General features: G+C 38.3%; 22 protein-coding genes. 14 read left to right on the top strand and 8 right to left on the bottom strand.

What is annotated here, in order from left to right; translation table 11 throughout:
- The first annotated feature begins 77 nt into the window (after positions 1-77).
- The 13 genes from LPH68_RS13770 to LPH68_RS13710 all read left to right on the top strand — a co-directional run bounded on the left by LPH68_RS13770 (position 78) and on the right by LPH68_RS13710 (position 15651).
- Entirely contained in the window at positions 78-509 is a 432-nt protein-coding gene (locus LPH68_RS13770) for a hypothetical protein (RefSeq protein WP_074635570.1), read from the top strand.
- Positions 510-656: 147 nt separating this feature from the next.
- Positions 657-1292: a DedA family protein gene (locus LPH68_RS13765; protein WP_151923225.1), complete on the top strand. Its 636-nt coding sequence runs from the start codon at positions 657-659 to the stop codon at positions 1290-1292.
- Between the two features lie 77 nt (positions 1293-1369).
- Positions 1370-2017: a DUF47 domain-containing protein gene (locus tag LPH68_RS13760; RefSeq protein ID WP_004316899.1), complete on the top strand. Its 648-nt coding sequence runs from the start codon at positions 1370-1372 to the stop codon at positions 2015-2017.
- 15 nt (positions 2018-2032) lie between these two features.
- Entirely contained in the window at positions 2033-3049 is a 1017-nt protein-coding gene (locus LPH68_RS13755; RefSeq protein WP_151923224.1) for an inorganic phosphate transporter, read from the top strand.
- Between the two features lie 127 nt (positions 3050-3176).
- Positions 3177-5423 carry a cation:proton antiporter gene (locus tag LPH68_RS13750; protein ID WP_151923223.1) on the top strand — a complete coding sequence of 749 codons (2247 nt, stop codon included), beginning with the start codon at positions 3177-3179 and terminating at the stop codon, positions 5421-5423.
- A 420-nt stretch (positions 5424-5843) separates the two neighbouring features.
- A complete protein-coding gene (locus LPH68_RS13745) occupies positions 5844-6590 on the top strand; it encodes a hypothetical protein (RefSeq protein WP_016272795.1) in 747 nt (248 codons plus the stop codon).
- A gap of 97 nt (positions 6591-6687) precedes the next feature.
- On the top strand, positions 6688-6894 hold the full coding sequence (locus LPH68_RS13740) for a helix-turn-helix transcriptional regulator (RefSeq protein WP_016272796.1): 207 nt from the start codon (positions 6688-6690) through the stop codon (positions 6892-6894).
- Between the two features lie 9 nt (positions 6895-6903).
- On the top strand, positions 6904-9228 hold the full coding sequence (gene hsdR, locus LPH68_RS13735) for an EcoAI/FtnUII family type I restriction enzme subunit R (protein ID WP_016272797.1): 2325 nt from the start codon (positions 6904-6906) through the stop codon (positions 9226-9228).
- Positions 9229-9230: 2 nt separating this feature from the next.
- Positions 9231-10739, top strand: a complete 1509-nt coding sequence (locus LPH68_RS13730) for a class I SAM-dependent DNA methyltransferase (protein ID WP_016272798.1) — start codon at positions 9231-9233, stop codon at positions 10737-10739.
- A 15-nt stretch (positions 10740-10754) separates the two neighbouring features.
- Complete coding sequence (locus LPH68_RS13725) at positions 10755-11771, top strand: hypothetical protein (protein ID WP_016272799.1); 1017 nt, start codon at positions 10755-10757, stop codon at positions 11769-11771.
- Positions 11764-12237 carry a Fic family protein gene (locus LPH68_RS13720; RefSeq protein ID WP_016272800.1) on the top strand — a complete coding sequence of 158 codons (474 nt, stop codon included), beginning with the start codon at positions 11764-11766 and terminating at the stop codon, positions 12235-12237. Before LPH68_RS13725 ends, LPH68_RS13720 begins: the two co-directional genes overlap by 8 nt.
- Before the next feature lie 12 nt (positions 12238-12249).
- Positions 12250-14022, top strand: a complete 1773-nt coding sequence (locus LPH68_RS13715) for an AIPR family protein (protein ID WP_016272801.1) — start codon at positions 12250-12252, stop codon at positions 14020-14022.
- Positions 14023-14025: 3 nt separating this feature from the next.
- Entirely contained in the window at positions 14026-15651 is a 1626-nt protein-coding gene (locus LPH68_RS13710; protein WP_122205799.1) for a restriction endonuclease subunit S, read from the top strand.
- On the opposite strand, the gene LPH68_RS13705 is transcribed toward LPH68_RS13710, so the two are convergent.
- Positions 15631-16053: a restriction endonuclease subunit S gene (locus LPH68_RS13705; protein WP_032600056.1), complete on the bottom strand. Its 423-nt coding sequence runs from the start codon at positions 16051-16053 to the stop codon at positions 15631-15633. The genes LPH68_RS13710 and LPH68_RS13705 overlap by 21 nt on opposite strands.
- Positions 16054-16115: 62 nt before the next feature.
- Complete coding sequence (locus tag LPH68_RS13700) at positions 16116-17537, bottom strand: restriction endonuclease subunit S (protein ID WP_122205798.1); 1422 nt, start codon at positions 17535-17537, stop codon at positions 16116-16118.
- Between the two features lie 45 nt (positions 17538-17582).
- Here LPH68_RS13700 and LPH68_RS13695 point away from each other — a divergent pair, with 45 nt between their 5' ends.
- The gene (locus LPH68_RS13695; RefSeq protein WP_032600157.1) at positions 17583-18389 is read left to right on the top strand and encodes a tyrosine-type recombinase/integrase; all 807 of its coding nucleotides are present in this window, start codon (positions 17583-17585) and stop codon (positions 18387-18389) included.
- A gap of 40 nt (positions 18390-18429) precedes the next feature.
- On the opposite strand, the gene LPH68_RS13690 is transcribed toward LPH68_RS13695, so the two are convergent.
- The 6 genes from LPH68_RS13690 to LPH68_RS13665 form a co-directional block, all read right to left on the bottom strand.
- On the bottom strand, positions 18430-19008 hold the full coding sequence (locus LPH68_RS13690; protein WP_016272806.1) for a hypothetical protein: 579 nt from the start codon (positions 19006-19008) through the stop codon (positions 18430-18432).
- A gap of 26 nt (positions 19009-19034) precedes the next feature.
- Positions 19035-20234, bottom strand: coding sequence for a relaxase/mobilization nuclease domain-containing protein (locus LPH68_RS13685; RefSeq protein WP_016272807.1), 1200 nt, complete (start codon positions 20232-20234; stop codon positions 19035-19037).
- 4 nt (positions 20235-20238) lie between these two features.
- On the bottom strand, positions 20239-20613 hold the full coding sequence (locus tag LPH68_RS13680) for a hypothetical protein (protein ID WP_016272808.1): 375 nt from the start codon (positions 20611-20613) through the stop codon (positions 20239-20241).
- A 295-nt stretch (positions 20614-20908) separates the two neighbouring features.
- The gene (locus LPH68_RS13675) at positions 20909-21928 is read right to left on the bottom strand and encodes a DUF6371 domain-containing protein (RefSeq protein ID WP_016272809.1); all 1020 of its coding nucleotides are present in this window, start codon (positions 21926-21928) and stop codon (positions 20909-20911) included.
- Between the two features lie 113 nt (positions 21929-22041).
- Positions 22042-23415, bottom strand: coding sequence for a DUF3987 domain-containing protein (locus tag LPH68_RS13670; RefSeq protein WP_016272810.1), 1374 nt, complete (start codon positions 23413-23415; stop codon positions 22042-22044).
- Positions 23415-23774: a helix-turn-helix domain-containing protein gene (locus LPH68_RS13665; RefSeq protein ID WP_016272811.1), complete on the bottom strand. Its 360-nt coding sequence runs from the start codon at positions 23772-23774 to the stop codon at positions 23415-23417. The genes LPH68_RS13670 and LPH68_RS13665 overlap by 1 nt, the downstream gene beginning before the upstream one ends.
- Positions 23775-24065 lie beyond the last annotated feature (291 nt).

Raw genomic sequence — 24065 nt, 5'->3', positions numbered from 1 at the left:
TAGTCACTGATATAATTGTTAATTATGCTTGTGAATATGTATTTCATATAAAAATAGTTTCTACCTTTGCGGCCGTTATGATGAAGTACATATTCTGTATACTATTAGGCGTATTTCTGAATTGGGGATTCCATCTGATTTCCGATGAAGCACAGGAGGCATACCGGTTAGAAGCCGGTAGTACCAGCATACAAACCTATACCAATTCATACACCTCCAAAACCAGCATCATACAGCTGGATAAAGAACAGAAACTAGTCAAAACAAAAGAATACACCGGAAAACAAGATTACAATAACGATAATGGCGTTTTAAATCCATTCTCCTTCCGACACCTCTCTCCTTTAAAGATACTACGATTCAATATTCCTTCTGTCACTATCCGTATACTAAGCTCTCTGAAGATTCAGCTTCCTCAAAACCAATGGACAGGTTTTTCATATTATACCAATCTTTTTAAATATTCTGATAGATATCATATCTATTCATTAGGTCACATACTCATTTAGCCATTTTATATTTTTCCGGCATAAGACTATTCCAGTCTTTGATGCCTCACTTTCTGTTTGCATCCTCCATTTAAGTGAAAAGAGTATTCACTATGGTCTGGAAGCCAATAACATTCTTTTTTTACCATAACAACCAAAGTATATAAAATGGACTTTTTATTGGATTTCATCCTTCATATCGATCAATATATGGTTATGATTGTGCGTGATTATCATGCCTGGACGTATGCCATTTTGTTTTTTATAATCTTCTGTGAAACCGGATTAGTGGTCACTCCTTTTCTTCCAGGTGATTCTCTGCTCTTCGTTGCAGGAGCTATTTCTGCCTTACCTGACATGCCTATCAGTGTGCATATACTCGTTATCATTTTATTTGCCGCTGCCGTATTAGGCGATTCCTGCAATTACATGATCGGACATTTCTTTGGTCGAAAGCTTTTTAATAATCCCAATTCCAGGATATTCAAACAAAGCCATCTGGAGAAGACACACGAGTTTTATAAGAAATATGGTGGGAAAACAATTATTCTTGCCAGATTCGTCCCGATAGTACGCACGTTTGCTCCCTTCGTGGCAGGAATGGGAAAGATGAACTATTACTATTTTATGATGTATAATTTAGCGGGTGGTGCGGCTTGGGTTGGCATATTCTGCTACGCCGGTTATTTCTTCGGAGACCTTCCGTTTGTACAAGAGAACTTGAAACTGCTGATCGTTGCCATCATATTCATCTCTATATTACCTGCAATCATAGAGGTAGTACGGGCCAAACTAAAGTCTTAAAACGCCAAACTATAATCTGTATTCATTTGTTACTAATATAAATAGAGAAGAAAAAACAATTTAAAGTTTTTACACTTATGAAAAATTCTTTTTTTAGCCGGTTTACTCCAAAGGAGCCCAAATTTTTCCCATTGCTGAAACAACTTTCAGAAGTACTTTGTGAAGCATCCGTTGTTTTAACAGAAAGCTTGCAACATGACTCACCAACAGAACGTGCAGACTACTACAAGAAAATCAAAGAGCTGGAACGTGAAGGGGACAAACTGACGCATCGGATTTTTGATGAATTGGGCACTACATTCATCACTCCTTTCGACCGTGAAGATATTCATGACTTAGCTTCCTGCATGGATGATGTCATCGACGGAATAAATAGTTGTGCCAAACGAATCTCTATTTACAATCCCCGTCCTATCTCGGAGAACGGAAAAGAATTGAGCCGTTTAATTCAGGAAGAAGCGACCTACATCTGTAAAGCCATGGACGAACTTGAAATATTCCGTAAGAAACCGACTCTTCTCCGGGAATATTGCTCAAGATTACATGAAATCGAGAATCAGGCAGATGACGTATATGAATTCTTTATCACCAGGCTATTTGAAGAAGAAAAAGACTGCATTGAACTTATCAAAATTAAAGAAATCATGCATGAACTGGAGAAAACGACCGATGCCGCAGAGCACGTAGGCAAGATTCTGAAAAACCTGATTGTAAAGTACGCATAAAGTAAGCCGGAACACATGGAATTATTAGTAACTATCATTATTCTGGCTCTGATATTCGATTATATCAACGGCTTTCACGATGCAGCAAACTCAATAGCTACAATCGTCTCTACTAGGGTGCTTACGCCCTTTCAAGCTGTACTATGGGCTGCTTTCTTCAATTTCGTTGCTTTTTTCATTGCCAAATACATAATAGGCGGATTCGGTATTGCCAACACAGTATCCAAAACGGTGGTAGAACAATATATCACTTTACCTATTATATTGGCAGGAGTCATAGCAGCCATCACCTGGAACCTGATAACATGGTGGAAAGGTATCCCGTCTTCATCCTCACATACGCTTATCGGAGGATTTGCAGGAGCTGCCATTATGGCAAACGGGTTTGAAGCAATTCAACTTAATATCATTCTTAAAATTGCAGCTTTCATCTTTCTGGCTCCTTTTATCGGAATGGTGATTGCTTTCGGTTTCACTCTGTTTGTGCTTTACATCTGCCGCCGTGCACATCCTCATACAGCTGAAGTCTGGTTTAAGAGGTTGCAGCTCGTTTCTTCCGCTCTCTTCAGCGTCGGACATGGATTGAATGATTCACAAAAAGTAATGGGTATCATTGCCGCTGCCATGATAGCCGCCCATTCTATGGGATTGGGCATGGGTATCAACAGCATCAATGACCTTCCCGACTGGGTTGCTTTTTCGTGTTTCACCGCCATCTCACTCGGCACCATGTCCGGAGGTTGGAAAATAGTAAAGACAATGGGAACCAAAATCACCAAAGTAACCCCATTGGAAGGAGTAATTGCCGAAACAGCCGGTGCTTTCACTCTCTACATCACGGAAATGCTGAAAATCCCCGTTAGTACTACACATACTATCACAGGTGCAATCATCGGAGTAGGTGCAACCAAACGCCTCTCTGCCGTTCGCTGGGGAATAACAAAAAGCCTCATGACTGCCTGGATTCTTACAATTCCGGTCAGTGGACTCTTGGCAGCAACTATCTATTATATTGTTTCCCTCTTTTTGTAGAGGAAAACAATATAATGAATAATTGACTGCCGACACTCTCGCAAAAGAAAAGAGCTGAACATCCATGTCCCTTGTCTCTTTTCTGTCTAACTATCAGGAATATAAAAATGAATAAATCCATCACTAAATGTCACATTTGCCAACTTTGATTGCCGACCTTGCGCTGATATTAATATCGGCCAGTGTAATAACCTTGCTGTTCAAATGGATGAAACAACCTTTAGTCTTAGGTTACATCATTGCCGGATTACTAGCGGGGCCTTATATAAATATTTTCCCCACCGTGGGAGATATCGAAAATATCAATATATGGGCGGAAATAGGTGTTATTTTCCTGCTCTTCGCACTTGGACTGGAGTTTAGTTTTAAAAAGCTCATGAATGTAGGTTCCACAGCTTTTATTACGGCCACCACCGAAGTCGTCAGTATGTTGCTCATAGGTTTTCTGATAGGACAATTGTTAGGATGGGGTACAATGAATTCCATCTTTCTTGGGGGAATGTTGTCTATGTCGTCTACCACAATTATTATCAAGGCCTTTGATGATTTGGGGTTACGCAACCAGCGTTTCACGGGCATCGTATTCGGTACTCTGGTAGTGGAAGACCTGATTGCCATTTTAATGATGGTACTTCTTTCTACAATGGCGGTAAGTCAGGACTTTGTGGGTGAAGACTTATTGATTAGTGTTCTCAAAGTCGTTTTCTTTTTAATCCTGTGGTTTCTCATCGGTATTTTCGTTATTCCGGCTTTTCTTAAAAAAGCAAAGAAGCTGATGAATAATGAGACGCTTTTGATTGTTTCAATCGGTCTTTGTCTGGGAATGGTGGTATTGGCCACCTATACAGGCTTTTCAACGGCGTTAGGTGCATTTATCATGGGATCTATTCTTGCCGAAACCATCGAAGCCGAGCACATCGAACATATCATACAACCGGTAAAAGACCTCTTCGGAGCTATTTTTTTCGTATCAGTCGGTATGCTGGTGAATCCGGCTATATTGGTAGAATATGCCTGGCCTGTTATCATCATTACTCTGGTTACCATTATCGGTAAAGCCATTTTCTCTTCATTTGGCGTACTCTTATCCGGAGAGCCACTGAACACTTCTATCAAATCCGGATTCAGCCTGGCACAAATTGGAGAGTTTGCTTTCATCATTGCCGGACTGGGTGTTTCGCTCAAAGTGCTCGATCCGTTTATTTCACCTATTATTGTGGCTGTATCTGTTATCACCACTTTCACGACTCCTTATTTTATCCGTTTAGCCAACCCTTTTGCCGAATGGCTTTACAAAATATTGCCTACTAAAGTACAGGAAACATTAGATCGTTATGCTTCCGGCAAGAAGACCATGAACCACGATAGTGACTGGAAGAAATTACTAAAAAACATGATTGGCAGGGTTATTATTTATAGCGTATTGCTCACTGCTATCTGGCTGCTGTCTATACAAATCATTTATCCCGCCATCAGTGAAATGTTTGCTCCTGTTACCCTATGGATTAAGCTGGTGATGTGTCTGGGCACTCTTTTGCTTATGACTCCTTTTTTGTGGGCACTCATCTCCAACAAATACAACTCTTCCGAATTATTCCTGAAGCTATGGAGAGATGAGAATTACAATCACGGACGACTGGTTTCTCTCGTTCTAGGCCGTGTATCTGTTGCTCTTTTCTTTATCACTAGCGTAGTTATCAGCTATTTCAAGCTGAACTGGGGAATAAGTGTGATTATTGCCATAGCTGTTGTGGCATTGATTCTTATTCTTAGGGAAGACCTCACGCAATATTCACGATTGGAAACAAGATTCCTAGCCAATCTTAACCGACGGGAAGAGATTGCTAAAAAACGACACCCGCTAAAAACAAGTTTCAATAGCGAGTTCAATGACAAGGACCTTGATTTGACGTCTGTCGTGGTATCGCCTTATTCCGATTACATCGGCAAGTCTTTAGGAGAACTTTCATTCAGGCAAAATTTTGGAGTGAATATAGTTGCAATCACGCGTGGTGATTTGAATATATACATTCCGAAAAGTTCTGAACCTATTTATCCGCAGGATAAACTGACTGTAGTCGGTACGGATATGCAATTGCAGGAGTTCAGAAATAGAATAGAAGATGTAAAAAACACAATAGATACGGATGCAGTAGATAAAAAGATGACGCTCCACTCTTTCACTGTAGATGATGAATTCCGTTTCTTAAATAAAACCATTGCGCAGTCTCATTTGGGAGAAAAGTACGACGGTATCGTTGTGGCTATTGAACGGAATAATGAATTGATCCCTCTGGATAAAGATACGGCTTTCCAATTAGGAGATCTCGTTTGGATTGTGGGGAACCGCGAGAAGATTAGAGAAATACTGTAATAAAGTCCGGGTTCAAATAAATCACATTACATATAAAACAAAAGAGAGCTGTAAACATTTAATCTACAGCTCTCTTATTTTAATTTATTGTATATTCAGCGATCTTTACTTCACTTCCTCAAATATAATCACAATTGTATATCAGTTTATTACATTATGCTTGGTACAAATATGGCTATTTTATAACCAAAGCATAATCTTATGGGGTGTTTTGTATGCTCAATAAACGCATAATATAACTTTAACTTTATTTAAGTATTTTCTTTTGTTTGCAGATGCTTTCATTTCGCCTTGGATATTTGCATTTGTTTGGATTTTCTTTTCATAAACCATTGATTTGCAAAATTGTACCTATTTTTATCTTTCGTTTTCTATGAAAATGTGTTGTATCTTTGCATTGCGAAATAAACAACAATAGGTATGAAGCAAAAACAATATATACTTCACTCTCTGATAATCGAGGTTACTATGGTGCTATTAGCTTCGATGGTAGCGTTTCAAGTATGCAATATGCTTGGAATACGAATGAGTTTGATTCCATTAGTTATGGTCATCGGATATGTCATACAAAAACTACTATACCATCTTTGCTGTATCTCAGCAAGGTATATTGTTGATGCAATTCCTCCATCACTTCTAATATCTATCAAAAAGTGTGTGAGTAAAAAGATACAGCCTTTAGCATATTCACCTACCTCAAACTGTAAAGAAGTCCAGAAGAAGCGAATGGAGCTATTTCATTATGAATACCAACGTGAGCAGCAACAATACCAATGGCAAAAAGAACGAGAAGAAGATGAAAAGTTGAATGCTATCCTAAGATACACACGAGATATATTTAAGCGTTTTGATTTGGAGGAAACAGAGATTTACCAAATATGCGAATCTGTCCGCTATTTTGCAGCTAACCGTCAAGTGCTTTCTGCAACCGAAATTCATATCAAGAAGCGTACCTCCCTCACTCAAATCTCGTTGAAGAACTTTGCTTGGAATATCGCTTTTCAATATAATATAGGTGGAGATATGACTACATCATTCGTAATGGTGACATTCGCAGAGTGGTTTACTAATTCAACATTTGATACTATTAGGAAGAATCTGCGTACAACCACAGGACGGCACAAGATTGAAATTGATGAGAATATCTTATCAAAATACATTGTTTGAGCCTCTTTTCCACTTCCTGATAATAATTATTATAGGAAGTAGTGCTGATGTCGGATAAATTATATAATTTTGCTCTGTGATTAAAACATTTTACCTCATGGCTAATTTAAACAGATTAAAAGTGGTACTTGCAGAGCAACAGAAAACAGGAAAATGGCTTGCAGAGCAAATTGGGAAGTCCAACTGTACTGTAAGTAAATGGTGCAGCAATTCGGTTCAGCCAGACCTTAAAACGCTTAATGATATAGCCAATGTTCTTAATATTGACGTGAAAGACCTAATTGTCAGCAGTAATCATAACTGATTTATTGTCATGGAAGTAAACAAGAAAGAACTCAAAGAACAAGAGATACGCACTCTGTTCATTACTCCTGCGCTCCAACGAAAAGGTTGGGCTGTAAGTGTAAATATGCGTGAAGAGTACTATTTTACAGATGGTCGAGTACTTGTTATTGGCAATCAACATTCAGTAGCGGAGGGCAAAAAAGCGGATTACCTATTATATCATAAAGGTAAGCCCATTGCGGTAGTTGAAGCTAAAGATAATAAACATGCGGTTGGGGGGGGCATTCAACAAGCTATGGATTATGCCCAAATCCTTGACCTTAAATTTGCCTACTCCAGTAATGGCGATGCGTTCTTGGAACATGACTTTATCACGGGGAAAGAAACAGAAATTAAGTTAGAGGACTTTCCGACAGAGGAAGAACTATATAACCGTTATCTTGAATCCAAAAGCTACACATCGGAGGAGCTCAATATAATAGAAACACCTTTCTACTATGATGCTCATAGCCATGAACCAAGATATTATCAACGTATAGCAGTTGACCGTACAGTAGAAGCTATCGCAAGAGGACTACAACGTGTCCTTGTAGTAATGGCAACTGGTACTGGTAAGACTTTTACTGCATTCCAGATTATCCATAAACTTCATAAGAGTAAAGCAAAGAAAAAGATACTTTATCTTGCAGACCGCAATGTTCTTATAGACCAAACAATGGTTCAGGACTTCAAACCTTTCAAGAAGCAGGGTATAATAACTAAAATAATCTCACCTAAAGAAGGAGAAGCTAAGATTAATTCTGCGTTTGAGGTGTATATGGCTTTATACCACCAATTAGTCGGGAAAGAGGGTAAACCAGACCCATTCTTGGAGGTGCAGCCAAATTTCTTTGATTTAATTATTGTCGATGAGTGTCATAGAGGAAGTGCAAAAGACGATTCCGCATGGCGCAAGGTATTGGAATATTTTAGTGCGGCTACCCAAATTGGTATGACAGCCACACCGAAAGCTGACGAAGGAGCAAACAACTTGGATTATTTCGGTGAACCAGTATATACCTATTCACTTCTTCAAGGCATTCAAGATGGTTTCTTAGCTCCATACAGAGTTACAGCAGACTTTATTAATATTGATTTACAAGGATGGACTCCAGAAGAAGGTGAAATAGATTTATTAGGCAAGGAGATTGAACAGAAACTATATCAAAGACAGAATATAGGTCGTGATCTTGCCATCAAGTTAAGGCGTAAAGTAGTAGCACATAGGATAACCCAAATGTTACATGACATTGGTCGTATGACAAAGACAATCGTATTCTGTTCTGATATTGAGGAAGCTGCCGAAATGCGGACGCTGCTTATCAATATGAATAGCGATTTATGTAAAAAGTCGCCTTACTATGTTACACGTATTGTTGGCGAGGATAAAGAAGGTAAGAAACAACTGGACAATTTCATTAGTGTAGATGAGCCTTATCCTGTAATTGTTACCACATCTGAACTTTTATCTACAGGAGTGGACTGCAAAACTTGTGGTTTAATCGTCATAGACAAAGAAATTGGTTCTATGACTGAATTTAAGCAAATCATTGGACGAGGTACACGACTTAGAAAAGACAAGGGCAAATGGCATTTGGAAATCCTTGATTTCCGCAATGCTACCGCAAAATTCAAAGATCCAGCATTTGATGGCGACCCGGAACCACCAAAAGGAGGAGGGAAAAAGCCCAAGCCTTACAAAATCATAGATGCTCCAGAAATTCCAATAGTATCTGAGCCTCGTGAGAAATATCTTATCAGCGGTAAGAATATTCGCATTGCCCATGAAATCGTTTCAGTGTTAGGAGAAGATGGCAAGACGATGAGAACGGAAAGTGTTCAGTCGTTTGCTAAAAAGCAATTATTACGCCATTACCAAACTTTGGATGATTTTATCCAAACGTGGACGGAGGCAGAACGCAAACAAGCCATTATGGATGAATTGAAAGAATATGCTATTCTGATAGATGCTGTACGTGAAGCTAATCCGGCATTGAAGGATGCCGACATCTTTGATGTGATATGCCACGTTGCGTTTGACCAACCGCCATTAACAAGGAAAGAGAGAGCAAACAATGTAAAGAAGCGTAATTACTTCGGGAAGTACGAAGGTAAAGCCCGTGAAGTATTGGAGGCTCTTCTTGACAAATATGCAGAGAATGGTATTCTCGACTTTGAAAAGGCAAATATTTTGGAGATACCGCCGTTCAACAGCATAGGAAAACCAACAAAAATCATAAAGTTATTTGGCGGTAAGGTTGCTTTTGAGCAAGCCATCAGAGAACTAGAATATCAAATTTATAAATCAGCTTAAAAATGGCAGTAAACAACATCATAAAGCGAATCCAAAATATAATGCGCCAAGACGCTGGTATCAATGGTGACGCACAGAGAATTGAACAAATGACTTGGATGTTTTTCTTGAAAGTCTATGACACTCAGGAAGAAACTTGGGAATACAAAGATGAAAACTACAAGTCTATCATCCCCGAAGATTTGCGTTGGCGTAAATGGGCAGTAGATGAAAAAGACGGTGAAGCATTAACAGGAGAAGCATTGCTCTCTTTTGTCAATGAAAAACTGTTCCCTACTTTAAAGAATCTTCCGATAGACGCCAATACACCAAGAGCCAAAAGCATTGTTCTAGAAACATTTGCTGACTTAAACCAGTATATGAAGAATGGAACGCTTTTGCGTCAAGTGGTCAACATCGTAAATGAAATCGAATTTGACGATGCTGATGACCGCCACACATTTGGAGATATTTATGAGGGAATCTTGAAAGACTTGCAATCAGCAGGCAATGCAGGTGAGTTCTATACTCCACGTGCTTTGACAGACTTTATCGTGATGATGCTTGACCCGAAATTGGGCGAGACCTTTGGTGACTTCACCAGTGGTACAGGCGGCTTCCTTACCTCTGCTCTCAATTATATGAGTAAGAGCGTCAGTTCTGCCGAAGATGGAGAAAAACTGCAAAATGCAGTCGTGGGACAAGAATGGAAACCGCTACCTTATCTTTTGAGTATAACAAATCTGTTACTCCATGATATTGAAGCTCCCAATATAGCTAACTGTGATTCGCTTGGAACAAATATCACTGATTTCAAGGAAAGCGATAAAGTGGATGTTATCGGTATGAATCCTCCGTATGGTGGTAGCACAGAAGATAGTGTAAAAAGCAATTTCCCGGTGCAGTACCGTTCAAGTGAAACAGCGGATTTGTTCATAGCCCTTATCATGTACCGCCTCAAAGTTGGTGGTAGATGCGGTGTGATTATCCCAGATGGTTTCTTGTTTGGTACGGATGGAGCAAAACTTGCACTTAAAGAAAATTTACTCCGCAAGTTCAATCTGCATACCATCATCCGTTTACCGGGCTCGATATTCTCCCCATATACCTCTATTGCAACCAACATTCTTTTCTTTAATAATGAAGAAGCAGAGGGCTGCGAAGAAGGATTCAAGACTAAAGAGATATGGTTCTATCGCTTGGATATGCCGGAAGACTACAAGCACTTCTCAAAGACCAAACCAATGAAGGTGGAGCATACCCTACCTATTCAGGAATGGTGGAAAGACAGGAAAGAAATTATCAGTGATGAAGTGGGAGAAAAGAGCCGTGTGTTCACTGCCCAACAGTTGATTGATTTGGATTGCAACTTCGACCAGTGCAAGTTCCCGAAAGAGGAAGAAGAAATACTCCCTCCGGCAGAACTGCTCAAACAGTATTTTGAGAAACGTGCTGCACTCGACCATGAAATAGACAAAACCCTTTCTGAGATTCAAAAAATTCTCGGCATAGACATAAAATCGTGTAACTGATAATAGTGAAGTGATATGAAAGATTTGACCATCTCAAACATAGAACGGCAGAATGTACTTAACAATCGTTTTGCGGTCAGTAAAGTACAAGAACATCTTGATATAGAAGGAATGCTCTTTGAGGGAGAATACCGCTTTACAAAAAAAATGGTTGCCGACTTTTATCAAGTTGACACATCTACAATAGATCGTTACCTGCAATCAAATTCTGATGAATTGAAGCATAACGGATATATTTTATGTAAGGGTAAACAGCTGAAAGAGTTTAAGTTAGAATTTGCTCACCTTATTAATGAGGCGAGCAAAACAACACAACTTGGACTGTTTAATTTCCGCTCTTTCTTGAATATGGGTATGCTACTTACAGAGAGTGAAAAAGCCAAGAAAGTCCGTAGCCTTATCTTGGATTTTGTGATTACTACCATCAATGAAAAGACAGGTGGAGGAACAAAATATATCAACCGCAGGGATGTGCATTACCTTCCTGCCGCAATAACAGAGGAAAACTATCGTAAAAATCTCACTTCTGCCATCAATCAATATGTGGACGGACATCCCACATACAAATATTCTCAAATTACAGATTTCATATACAAGGCTGTATTCAAGGAGAATGCTAAGGAATACCGGGAAGTGTTGAAGTTGGATTCCAAAGACAATGTTCGACACACGCTGTATTCAGAGGTTTTATTGGTTATTTCTTCTTTTGAAAACGGTGTGGGTGCAGCTATCAATGAACGATTCAAGGAAAACGGTGGTAGAAAACTTACCATTGACGAAGTGGAGCGTATTGTAAACGAACTTGCCGAACATCCCATGCAGAAACCTTATCTGAATGATGCCAGAACAAAAATGGCTTCAAGGGACTTCAGTTTCCGGGATGCGTATCATGGTAACATTGCAGACTATCTGCAAGCTGTTACTCCTGAAGAGTTTGAACGATTCATCGGTGACCAGTCTATTGATTTTGACCGTATTTTAGCGGACAATAAAGATGTACTGAAACGCTTAAAACAGGCAGAGGATGAGTAAGGAAATTATTTACATAGATTACGATGAAGCCCTAAACATCTATGGCAAAATGATTGATGCCAGTGATGGTGGCTTTGAAGGAGTGCGTGATGAAGGCGGTATTCGTGCTACATTGGATTTTGTGCAAAACGATTTATACTATCCTACCTTTGCCGACAAACTGACCTATTTGATGTATAGATTTTGTTCCGGGCACTTCTTCAATGATGGGAACAAGCGTATTGCACTGACTTTGGGTGCGTACTTCTTACACAAAAATAATTACTATTGGCACGCTTGTATCTGTATGCGTACATTGGAATCTATCATTTATCACGTGGCAGCATCGAACATCGACCAAGATTTGCTGCTACGCATCGTCAATAGCTTTTTGACCAGTAAAGATTATGACGAAGAACTGAAAATAGATATTGCCAATGCCATGAGCAAAGGTGAGTTAGGAATACAAAGCGAAGATTACGAATAAATGAATATAATTATGGCGAATGTACTTGAAATCATAAAAAACGAAATTACGCAAGATTATTATAAAAATAATTTTCCAAATGATGGTCAACGTTTCATTGCGTGGTATATGCGGAATATACATCTTCTGGATCAAAGACAAGCTAAAGATGCCATCACAGACGGAGCCAATGATAAACAAATTGATGCCGTATATATTGATGAAGACGAGCAAAAAATATATATTGTACAAGGGAAATACTACCTTGGTGAATCTGTTGATGCAACTCCTGTGAGAGAAGTTATATCTGCTTGGAGCCAGTTTAGTAACTTAGCTCAATTACAGGAAAATGCTAATTCTAAATTAAAGACTAAAATATCAGAAATAGCAACAGCATTAGAAGATGACTCTTACTGCGTATGTTTTGAATTAATAACAACATCTATCTTTACGGATGCGGCTATGGATGATATACATTCATTCCAAACCAAATTATCAGAGGAAGATGATGCTGAATTGAATTATAGTACACAATTCTCCGTAGTTGATAAACAAGGTTTGGAAGATGCTTATAGTTGTGTTATTGAACAAACGAATCCAACTTTAAACCATACTATCAAGCTTGAAGCTGGTAAATATATGACGACAGAATTAGGGGCGACAAGCGTAATAGTTGCAGCCATGCCTCTGAAAGAATGTATAAAACTCCCTGGCATTAAAGATGGGTCTTTGTTCCAGAAAAATGTACGACAGAGTTTAGGCATTAACAATACCGTAAATAAAAAGATCAAGAAAACCATAAACGATCCGAATAAATGTGGTGACTTCTTCTTTTTTCATAATGGAATCACTGCCATTTGTAACAAAATTGAAGAATGTGGCAATGGTGAGTTTAAACTTTATGGATTGAATGTTGTAAATGGATGTCAATCATTGAATACTATTTTAAGTTGTAGTGAGAATGTACGAAAGCGTGATGATGCTTATGTTCTATTCAGATTTTATGAAATTCCACAAAGAGACAGGGCTGATTCTATTAGCATTAACACAAACACGCAAAGTGCTGTAAAGGCAAGAGATTTACGCAGTAACAGTAAGCAGATATTAAAACTCAAAAAGGCATACGAAGCAAAATATTCTAATGGATTCTTTGCAACCAAAAGAGGTGAAATTATTCCAGCCGACAAGGACAAACAGTACTGCATAGAGTTATCATATTTAGGAAAGAATCTTACAGCTTGGTACATGCAAAGACCTAATTTATCTTATGGTGAAACTAAGATTTTTGACAAGTATTTCAATACATTGTTCAAGAACGACTATTTGCCTGAAGATGCTTATGCTCTATCGTTTTGGATGAGAAAAATAATGGATGCATGGACTCAGGAAAACCCATTAGGACTGGAAGAGGAACTACTAACAATGAAGGCTTATGCTCCATACCATCTTCTTTTTGCCATATCAATGGTTTTTGCTAAATGTAACAATCAAACAAATGTACCATCACCGAGTGAGTGCTTAAAAGTTGCTTCTGAAAACAATCTTGTTGACAGCATAATTAATATTGCGGCAAACTGTTTAAACAGTGCTATTTCGGCAGAAAAAAACAATTGCGAGCAGAATAATAAAAGTTTCATTCCTCAAAATTGGGTAAAAAACAAGAGTTGCAATGCAGGTATTATGTCTGCTATTCAGAATTATTTTTCTTTCCTCCCAACAATGAATAAGGAGATGGATTCCAAACTTAAAAATGGAGTAAAAATAGACTCAAAGTATTTCTCATATAGAGTACAAGCAGAGGATTAAAAAATGAACGGAAAGCAATTAAAAAACAGCATACTTCAGTGGGCGATACAGGGGAAACTTGTACCGCAAGATCCTAATGACGAACCTGCATCTATGCTTCTTGAACGCATCAGAGTAGAAAAAGAAAAACTAATTAAGGAAAAGAAAATCAAGAAAGACAAAAACGAATCAATCATTTACCGTGGTGAGGACAATTCCTATTATGAGAAGTTTCTCGCGACTGGTGAGGTGAAGTGTATTGATGAAGAGATTCCGTTTGAGATACCGCAGGGCTGGGAATGGGAACGAATAGGCAATGTTTTTTTCGTTACAAAGTTAGCTGGATTTGAATACACTAAGTTTTTTACCAAAGAAGCACTATCAGCATCTAATCCAATTCCAATAGTACGTGCTCAAAATGTTCGTATGGGATTTTTTGAAGAAAACAAAAATGAAGCTATTTCTGAAATGTTGTCAAATCAGTTAGAAAGAAGTGCTTTGAACAAAAAATGTTTGTTAATGACATTTATTGGTGCAGGTATAGGTGACACTTGCATTTTTCCTGCTGAAAGAAAAAACCACTTAGCTCCTAATGTTGCAAAAATAGAACCACTTGATGATAGCATTTCTTTAGATTATGCAGTTTTTGCGCTAATGAGTCCTTGTGGACAAAGAGGAGTAAATGCAATCAAGAAATCCACAGCTCAACCGAGCCTATCAATGGAGACTATTAGAAAATTGTTGATACCTATTCCACCTTTAAAGGAACAAAAATGTATTTCGTTAAAGTTGTCCGAAGCCTTACCATTGGTAGAAAAGTATTCAAAAGTACAAGAAGAACAAAATCAATTAAATGTCGAAATCCAATACTTATTAAAAAAATCCATATTGCAGGAGGCTATTCAAGGCAAGTTGGTTCCACAGATTGCAGAGGAAGGTACAGCCCAAGAATTGCTTGAACAGATTAAAACCGAGAAAGAAAAACTTGTCAAAGATGGCAAATTAAAAAAGTCAGCTTTAACAGATTCAGTTATCTTTAAAGGTGACGATAACAAGTATTATGAGCAGGTAGGAAAGAGTGACAAAGAAATTACTGAGGAAATAGCCTTTGATTTGCCTAATGGATGGAGTTGGTGTAGGCTAAAAGATATATGCTCAATCTTTACAGGAGCAACATTCAAAAAAGAAGAAACCGTTACAACAAAAGAGGGTGTCCGCATTCTGCGTGGAGGTAATATATCTCCTTTTGAATTGAGAATCAAAGATGATGATATATTTCTTACAAAAGATAAAGTTAAAGAGGATATTATATTGAAAGAGAATGACATATTAACACCTGCGGTTACAAGTTTGGAAAATATTGGTAAAATGGTAAGAGTAAATAGTGATATGCCAAACACAACTGTCGGTGGGTTCGTATTTATCATTCGCTTGTATCTGAAAAATCAATGGCTCTCAAAGTATATTCTCTATCTTTTAAGTTCTCCTTTTATGATTGATTTTATGAAATCTATAACGAATAAATCAGGGCAGGCATTTTATAACATTGGCAAAGAACGTTTATCAACGGCATTATTGCCAATTCCATCCTTGGCAGAGCAACATCGCATTGTTGCCCAAATAGAAAAACTATTTGAGCAACTGCGATAATTCATTTACCCGTTCTGCTATACGTTGCTGTTCAGCTAAAGGTGGAATACCAATAAGCAGGTTGTAGAATAACTCTTTATTGAGGTGCGGAATTGCTGCACCTCTTTTTGAATTTCTTAATTCCTCTTTATAGAACAAGATGAAAGCCAAGATATATGGTTTCCACATAGCCGAAGAAAGCCATAGCTGTTTGAATGTGCTTCCCACATATCCATCTTGTGGAACAGTAAAAACCTCACCTGAATTTTCTCCATCCACAAGAATGATATTGTCTCCAGCATAGACAAATTTTCCTTTCTCTACAATGGTAGCAGATGATTTTCCACGTAGGTATTTTGCATCCAGACAAATGTCCTTCCCGTTTCTCTTTTCACCGTCTATTAGTTGGCAAATATCTTTCAAACGTAGCACAGACCAATTGTTAGGATATTCAAAAGGAAGCTCTATTTCAATAATTTGCCCATTTATCCTCTCATAATACTTGCTAATTGCTCAATCTTTGAGATAATTCGGCTTTGCTCCATCAGAGGTGGAATCGGAACTAGATAAGTTTTTACTGTAGCAGTTGCAAGCTCCTTTTGTTTTGTGCTACCATCCGATTTATCTTCTATTACAGATTGTACCGTATTGCTTGTGAAATAGTAATAAAGGTATTGTGGCAGAACAAACTTTTTCATTGCTCTTATAACAGTAACATGACTATCTGCCACAGCCAATTCATACGGGTTTAAGGTACTACAATAAATTGCCATTCGTCCTAATGTTCCCAATCCTGTAGAGTTCCACATTAAATCTCCGTCCTGTAAAATACGTTCTTCACCATACGATGATAAAGTATCTGGATCTATGAATTGGGCTTTATCTATTGAGAAACCACTCCATTGATTACACTTTTGCGCTACAACAGGGTATTTCTTTATCAGAGAGTATTTAGGTGACTTCCCTCTTTGGATATAAGAACATATATCGTTAAGTCTTACCCAACTCCAGCTATCAGGTATTTCAAATGGAATCTCGTCAGTAATATTCATTTCCGTATTTCCATTCTTCTCGAAGTACTTGTTATCGTCACCTTTATAGATAACAGAATCAGACAGTGCAAACTTCTTTAGCTTGCCCTCTTTTACGAGCTTTTGTTTCTCCTGCCGTATCTGCTCAAGTAATTCTTGTGCAGTTCTTTCTTCCGGAATCTGAGGGACGAGTTTGCCTTGGATTGCTTCTTGAAGAATGGATTTTCTAAGCCTATTATGAATGCTATCGTTTAGTTGATTTAATTCTTCTTGAGATTTTTCGTATTTGACAGCGATTGGCATAATTGCTTCTATTTGAGAAATAATACGCTTTTGCTCGTTAATTGAAGGAGTAGGGATAAGAATATTGTGCAATGCCCCAGATGATAATCCTTGGATTCCAATTCCTTTGCCACCGATATAACCTATGCCCTTGTATAAATACATTACATAGTAGAAAAATCGTGTACACAATGGGATGTAAGACCGCAGTTTATGAATATGATTTTGAATCCTAATGTTATAGTCATAATTCCATATTGCACTTCTTCCAATATCTCCACCCTCGCATACCAATAAGTCGCCTTTAGTAGCTGTACATTTTCCCAATTCCTCTTCAGTAAAATACATTTCTTTTAAGGAAGATAATTCAAATCTATCCCAATAGAGATTCGATGTAGTAATATATGTGTATAAATTTCCTTTTCTATTAGTGCCGTTCAAAGCCTTTCCTGTGCAATGTGAGAAAATATATCCTAATCTACACCATTCCCAAGTAGCAGGTATTTCAAACGGAATCTCCTCGTCAATGCACTTCACCTCCCCAGTAGCGAGAAACTTCTCATAATAGGAACTCAATGAATTTGTAAATACCATACATTATTAACGATAATGAATTGTTTAACCAATAATGTATTAGACATGAACATTGAAAATTTTGAAACGTATCTTCGTCAAGGGAATATGGCGGAGAATACGATTGCAGCTTACCACTATGCCGTAAAAGAGTATTATTCTCGTCACAAGGAACTGAACAAGCGTAATTTGCTTGTGTATAAAACTTATCTCATTGAGAAGTTCAAGCCTAAAACTGTAAATCTACGTATTCAGGCAATGAACAAGTATCTTGACTATATGAATAAATCTCGTTTGAGATTAAAATCTGTCAAGGTACAACAGCGTAGTTATCTAGAAAATGTAATCAGCAATGCCGACTACGCTTTTCTGAAAAACAAACTAAAAAAAGAAGAAAACCAAGAATGGTATTTCGTTGTTCGTTTTCTCGCAGCCACAGGTGCAAGAGTCAGTGAACTTATACAAATGAAGGTGGAACACGTGCAGATAGGTTATTTTGACATCTATACCAAAGGTGGCAAGATACGCCGTATCTATATTCCTAAATCACTCCGCAAGGAAGCTACGGAGTGGCTCAATAGTACCAATCGTACAAGCGGTTATCTATTCCTCAATCGCTTTGGCGAGCGTATCACCACCAGAGGTATTGCGCAGCAGTTAAAAAACTATGCCACAAAATATGGTTTGAATGAGAAGGTGGTTTATCCTCATTCGTTTCGCCATCGCTTTGCCAAGAATTTTTTGGAGAAGTTCAACGATATTTCTTTGCTTGCTGACCTGATGGGACATGAAAGCATTGAGACCACTCGCATTTATTTGAGGCGTAGCAGTGCCGAACAACAAGAGATTGTTGATAAGGTCATAACATGGTGATGTATTTGGAAGGTTGGTCAGCCCATCCTTCCAAATTCCTCTAAAAGAACTTCATATAAATTATCAATCCTCCCAGTGTCAAACAAAAATACGCATACAATATCCAGAATCCGACAATGGCACATTTGGCTATCCTGCCATTAAGAGAAAACGAAGTGTCAGATTTTACATATTTATAGACTTCTTTCCAGTGATTAGTATGAAGTGCCTTCAATTCTGTTATCTGCTTCTCAAATAAAGATTTTTCTGCCTCAATCAATCTATGGCGATATTCAGCAAGAACAGCCTTATCCTCATCGCTAAGTTTGACATTTATAACAGTATTCTCCGTCTGAATAATTGCATGGCAAATAGTATCAGAGATATTGTCAAATGTTTTTACAGCAGCATTGAGAACCTGTGCCGATTCTTCAAAAGTTAACACTGAAGCATCTACAAATGCTTTTATCTGTCTCAATTCTTGGATAACATCTTTGATGTCCTTAATCTGATTCGTGAGATTTACAAGCTCGGTTTCAAAATCAACACGATTTTCAATTTTGCTAATGTTATCATCTTTATCTATGCACTTACTACCCTGCACTGGTAAAGGAGATTGGTCATATTTACTTTTACGCATGGTTCTATGTGATTATAAATGAAATACTATCTACCCCTGCTACGCTTAATCGGCTTACAGAGCCATTTTGCCATTTTTGCACAACGAATAGCCCAGTTACGCTCATCATCGTCCTTATCTTTGCCCCATCCATCACCGGGACTGCCACCACCTCCGCTTGAAGCCGCCATAGAAGTGGCAGCATCCAAATATCCGGCAAATAGTAAGGCGGCAACTTTGAATAAATTGGTCTGTTTGACTTCTTCATCAAGGCTTCCAAACTCTTCGTCAAAGACAGACTTAACCATATCTGGTATATCAACCTCAAATTGCTCTCCATCTACAGACATGGAATAGTGATGAGTTATAGGATTTGACAGAATAACCACTTCTTTATTATTATGTGCCTTTGTTTGTGCTTCTGTTTCTGTTGGTTGAATGGGAATTTGTTCCTTAGAAGCATGTAATCCAGCCCAAGTCGCTTCAATTTTTGATGGCATTAATTTTCGACTTTTACCCAATATTGAAGATTTATAAATGGAATTTCCTTTTCGTATAGCATAGCCTTTAACCACTCCCTCATCGTCTTTTGTCAACTTAATATCATACCCTTTGGCGTTTAACATCTGGCAATAAGTTTCCCAATCAAATTCTGGCATAGCTTTCAAAATGGCGATGCAGTCTTCACTGATTTGCTGAATATTCTCATCACGACGTTGCACGGATTGCACCCAGCCACGTCTCTCATTGATGATGTTGGCAGCATGAACGGCACGTTCACCAATATAGTGCGCATCGTTTGTTTTGCCCATATTGTCTATACGGTTAGCCACAATGTGCAAGTGAGGGATGCCACTTTTGCTGTCAGTGTGTAGTGAAACAACATACTGGCTATTTTTGATATTGGTCGGTTTAAGATGACTATCTGGTTTGCCACATCTTCTGTCAATGCTATCAAGCACGGCGATAAACTCATCCGCCAAATTCTGCCAATCCGTCATTGTCCACCCTGCCGATTCTTCTTTGGCTGGAGAAATCTCAAAGCGCAGTGCGTTCAGCGTTATGGGTTTCGGATTATATCTGTCCTTCATACATTGATGCTGGTGTTGCATCATTCGTGACCACATAGCCAAAGGTTCTATATTTTCCGGCAAGTCATTCACCTTAACGAGCCGGGCTTTGTCTTTATCTATGGAATACTCAATAGCTCGTGCTCCATGAGAAATTGCGTTTCCTTGTGCTATCATAATTTCAAATTTGATTTATACTATCTCGTATTTGTCCCCATCGGACAATAAGCCTATTTACTGCTTCTATCCAAGCACGCATATAATCTTCATCTCGGAAGTATCGTTTTTTAATCTCATCAGGTTTACTTTTGAGTACATTCTGAATGCGGATAAGGTCGGCTCGTGCATCCGATAAAGAGTTCAATCCTTGTACTTCCTTGTCTGAAAGTCGTTTGTTTGGATGGTGATTTTGCAATAATCTTCGTCCGTAGTTGCTAAGTGTCAGTCCACATTCGGCTGCTTTTTCTACTATCGCTTCATACTCTTTTTGAGTCAAACGAATGTCTATATGACGAGTACGAGCATTCTGTTTGCTATTGTCTTGTTGTATATTCATAAGCGTTTATAACTGGAATTTATTTCTAAAAGTGTTCTATCCATTGCGAGCCTGCGAGTAATGCAAGAAGCCTCCAAGACGACAAATGAGTGAAACTATTTTGTCGGACGGTGGTACTTCTTGCATAGAATACCCATTAAAAATGGGGCATTACATATCTTAAATGCAAGCATTGTCTTTGTCCGAACTATGCCATTTGTCTGTCAACTTTAAGAGTGGCTATTGTCACCTATATCTATTTGGATAATCAATAGTTTTACTTTCCCCTTAGTTTGGCTTCTCCAAAAACACATCACTAACCGGAATCTACCAGTTCCAAATGCAAGTAGTCAATCAAAGTTTGTAGGTTTGGATTTCGCTTTATCATCTTTTGAAGTATCATCGCAGGTGTTTCAGTCATCAATAAGAAATCCGCAATATCAAGTCCGTTCTTGCGCTGTTCGTCTGTGGCGCATTGTTCCAAACTATCACTCAATACAACTTTAGAACATACGGAAATGAGTAAAGCCATCTTGGTTTGCCAAACCTCTCTTGCACCCAAATCCGGGCATAGCATAACTGACCGACCTTTCAACACACTTACCACGTCAGAATTGAAGCATCCGTGTATTCCACCTGTTGCCAACCATATAAACTCCGGCATATAATGGGTAGCTACCAAAGCAGATTTTTCACTTTCCACAATAGCTACTGGTTTAGTCGGAATCTCAGACAACAGATGTTCGCCAAACAAACATTGCTTCAAATTGTAGTTTGGGAGATTCAGCTCTGTATGTACCCAACTAACATAACTTCTTGGCTCTTTTGTCCGATGTCCTGTTTCTGCATCGTACAACATTATCTTCCCTGTTCGTACATTACCCTGCCAATCAATTTGCCAATAGACAGTAGAACCGCCCCACTTCTTTGATGTGCCAATATGATATAGTTGGAATATCCGAGAAGTCTCGTCTTTGCCCAATATCCCTGACAGGTAAATGTACAATGGATTCATACCGTAGTTAGTAAGAGTTCGTTCCATTAGTTCTTTGTCAATAAAAGAAATGGGAGGTGGCAAGTATGGTTGGGATTTGCGAACTTCAACAAAACTATTCTTATTGCTGTCCGCCAACATTGGATTATCATGGAAATAATCTGATGGAGTGTAATGGTATTGACAAGATTGTTCATGGTCACATCTACCCACATAATCAGGAAAGGTTATTTCTCCTTGACTATCTATATACCTGACAAAGCATTGCTTCTTTCCACACTTCGGACATGATAGCTTTGTACCTCGTTTATATTTTTGAAGAGAAAATCTATATTCAGTCATACTTCATCGTTTTGTTATTGCAGTCCGTGCAGTTTGCACTTATTGCAGTTTTGCAGAAAGTTATATGGGACAATATGCAAACTGCAACAACTGCAAAGTGCAAAAGGTATCGTTTATTGCAGTTTCTCATATTCACCTCGCTTTACCTTCTTGATAATCTTATTCGTAGCAAGATTGACCAACGAATACATTACTGACCGTTCAGACAGCCCCACTTCTTTCCCGGCTTGAAGAGCATCGGCAGTAGTAAAATTTGCGGAAAGGCAATCAAGCAATTCTCTCTTTTGTGGTTCAACGCTCTCTCTCAACATATATTTCTGGATGTTGACGTAACAGTTCTCAAAGTATTCACTCAATGCAATAGCTGATTTGGCTGAGTCTATATCTACAAAATCCTTGTGGACTTCATCACAAGCCCAACGAAGAATTTGCAAGACTAAAGCCAAACGAGCAGTAATCATAGGAGCCTTAATCACTCTGCTATCCACGAGTCCATCATCTTGGATTTGATTGACAGCTCGAATCGCCTCGTTACGCCAGTTTGTAAAAAAGGCTTTGGCTTCCGAAGAAAAGTCCAATATTTTTTGTGTTAATCCATTATCCTCTGTCTCTGTAAAAGGTAAGCTAATTACTTTGTTAATGATAGATTCCCACATAGCAGAGTATTTATCAAAAGATGCGGAGGATGAATCTTCATCCAATTGCCAATCAGAAATTTCTTGTGAGGATGGATATACAAAAATTATCCTATCTATCAACCCATTGTCTTTATAACCTTTCTCTATTAGTTCGTGCATACGAGTTGTTTGCATTGTACCGACTATATTTATAAAGGGGTGTTCTATATGAATCGGTATAGGCATACTACACCTTGAAATATCCAGCGGTTTTCCGCTGAAGGCGGTCAATAGTTGCTCAATAAGTTGCCCTTTACTATATTGATTCACGGCATTAAACATTCCCATGATTTCATCTACATATACCACGATACCTCGTTGATTATCATCAAGCGCACGCATTAAAGCCTCCGGAGTAAAATCGGATATGATAGTTCTTCGTAAAATAGGTTTGTCTGGTAGTGGAGAGGAGTTGTCTTTTTTAGCTTTGCCGTTTTCAACCAAGCTATTATAATGCTCCATATCCAATTTGAATTGTTTGATGATTTTAGCATCATGCTTTCGGATGGGACGGAATGCGAAATCCAGAGGTGGAGTTTTACCCATTCCGGGACGACCTACCAATATCATATAAAGGGCAGAATTACTAATCCATCCACCACGAATACGGATATTGACAGCGTTGCCAATAGCGGTTGATACTGCCACCAAAAGAGAAGCCATCATGTACTCAATGGAATAATTTTCTTGCCGTGCTAAAGCCAATATCATATCTTGAATTTTGGCAGGAAAAGCATCCAAAGGAATCTTGCTTTCAAAGACCCCTTCAAATTCCATTCTGAGTGCATTGCATAAATTGGTTGCATCCATTAGAACCTGGTATTTCTTTTTGACTTTATGAATTGGGCAGCTTCATCTTCCAAATCTTTCTCAGATTTTATTTTGCCAGCATGAAGCCACTCATCTATTTCAGATTTAAGGAACATGATACGCTTTCCTCTTTTGTGAAATGGAATTAGATGGCAACTCGTCCAACCATACACAGTTTGTTCTGCCGGGTGACTGGGAATATAATCACACAGTTCTTTAAGGTTCATCCATTGCTCGGTTGGAACATTGGGACTTGGATTGTTCAGACTGTCAATCTTGGAATCCAATTCATTTAACTTATCCATCATCCACGACATTGCTTTGGGCAAATCTTCAAATGTAATGTTCTTCTCGCTCATATAATTACTTGTTTACTGTTTGATTTTTCGGCAAAGTAACAGCGATTTCAAATACTGATTTTGTGGTGTAATACATCACATAAAAATACAGCAACGAAACATCATCGTCATAAGTATTATATGCTGATTATCAATACTAGTAATGGAGAATATCAGTAGTAGATTTCTATTATAGTGCTTCTTATCATAAAGGAATCATAAGACAGTCACAAGAAATGACCATAAATAAAAGCCACTTACGTAGAAAATCTGTCTCTTATACACATCTCCGAGCCCACGAGACCATGGCTA

Source organism: Bacteroides sp. 1_1_30 (assembly GCF_020982715.1).
GTDB lineage: Bacteria > Bacteroidota > Bacteroidia > Bacteroidales > Bacteroidaceae > Bacteroides > Bacteroides xylanisolvens.
Note: the sequence above shows the minus strand (reverse complement) of the source record. Positions and strands in the feature narration are given on the sequence as shown.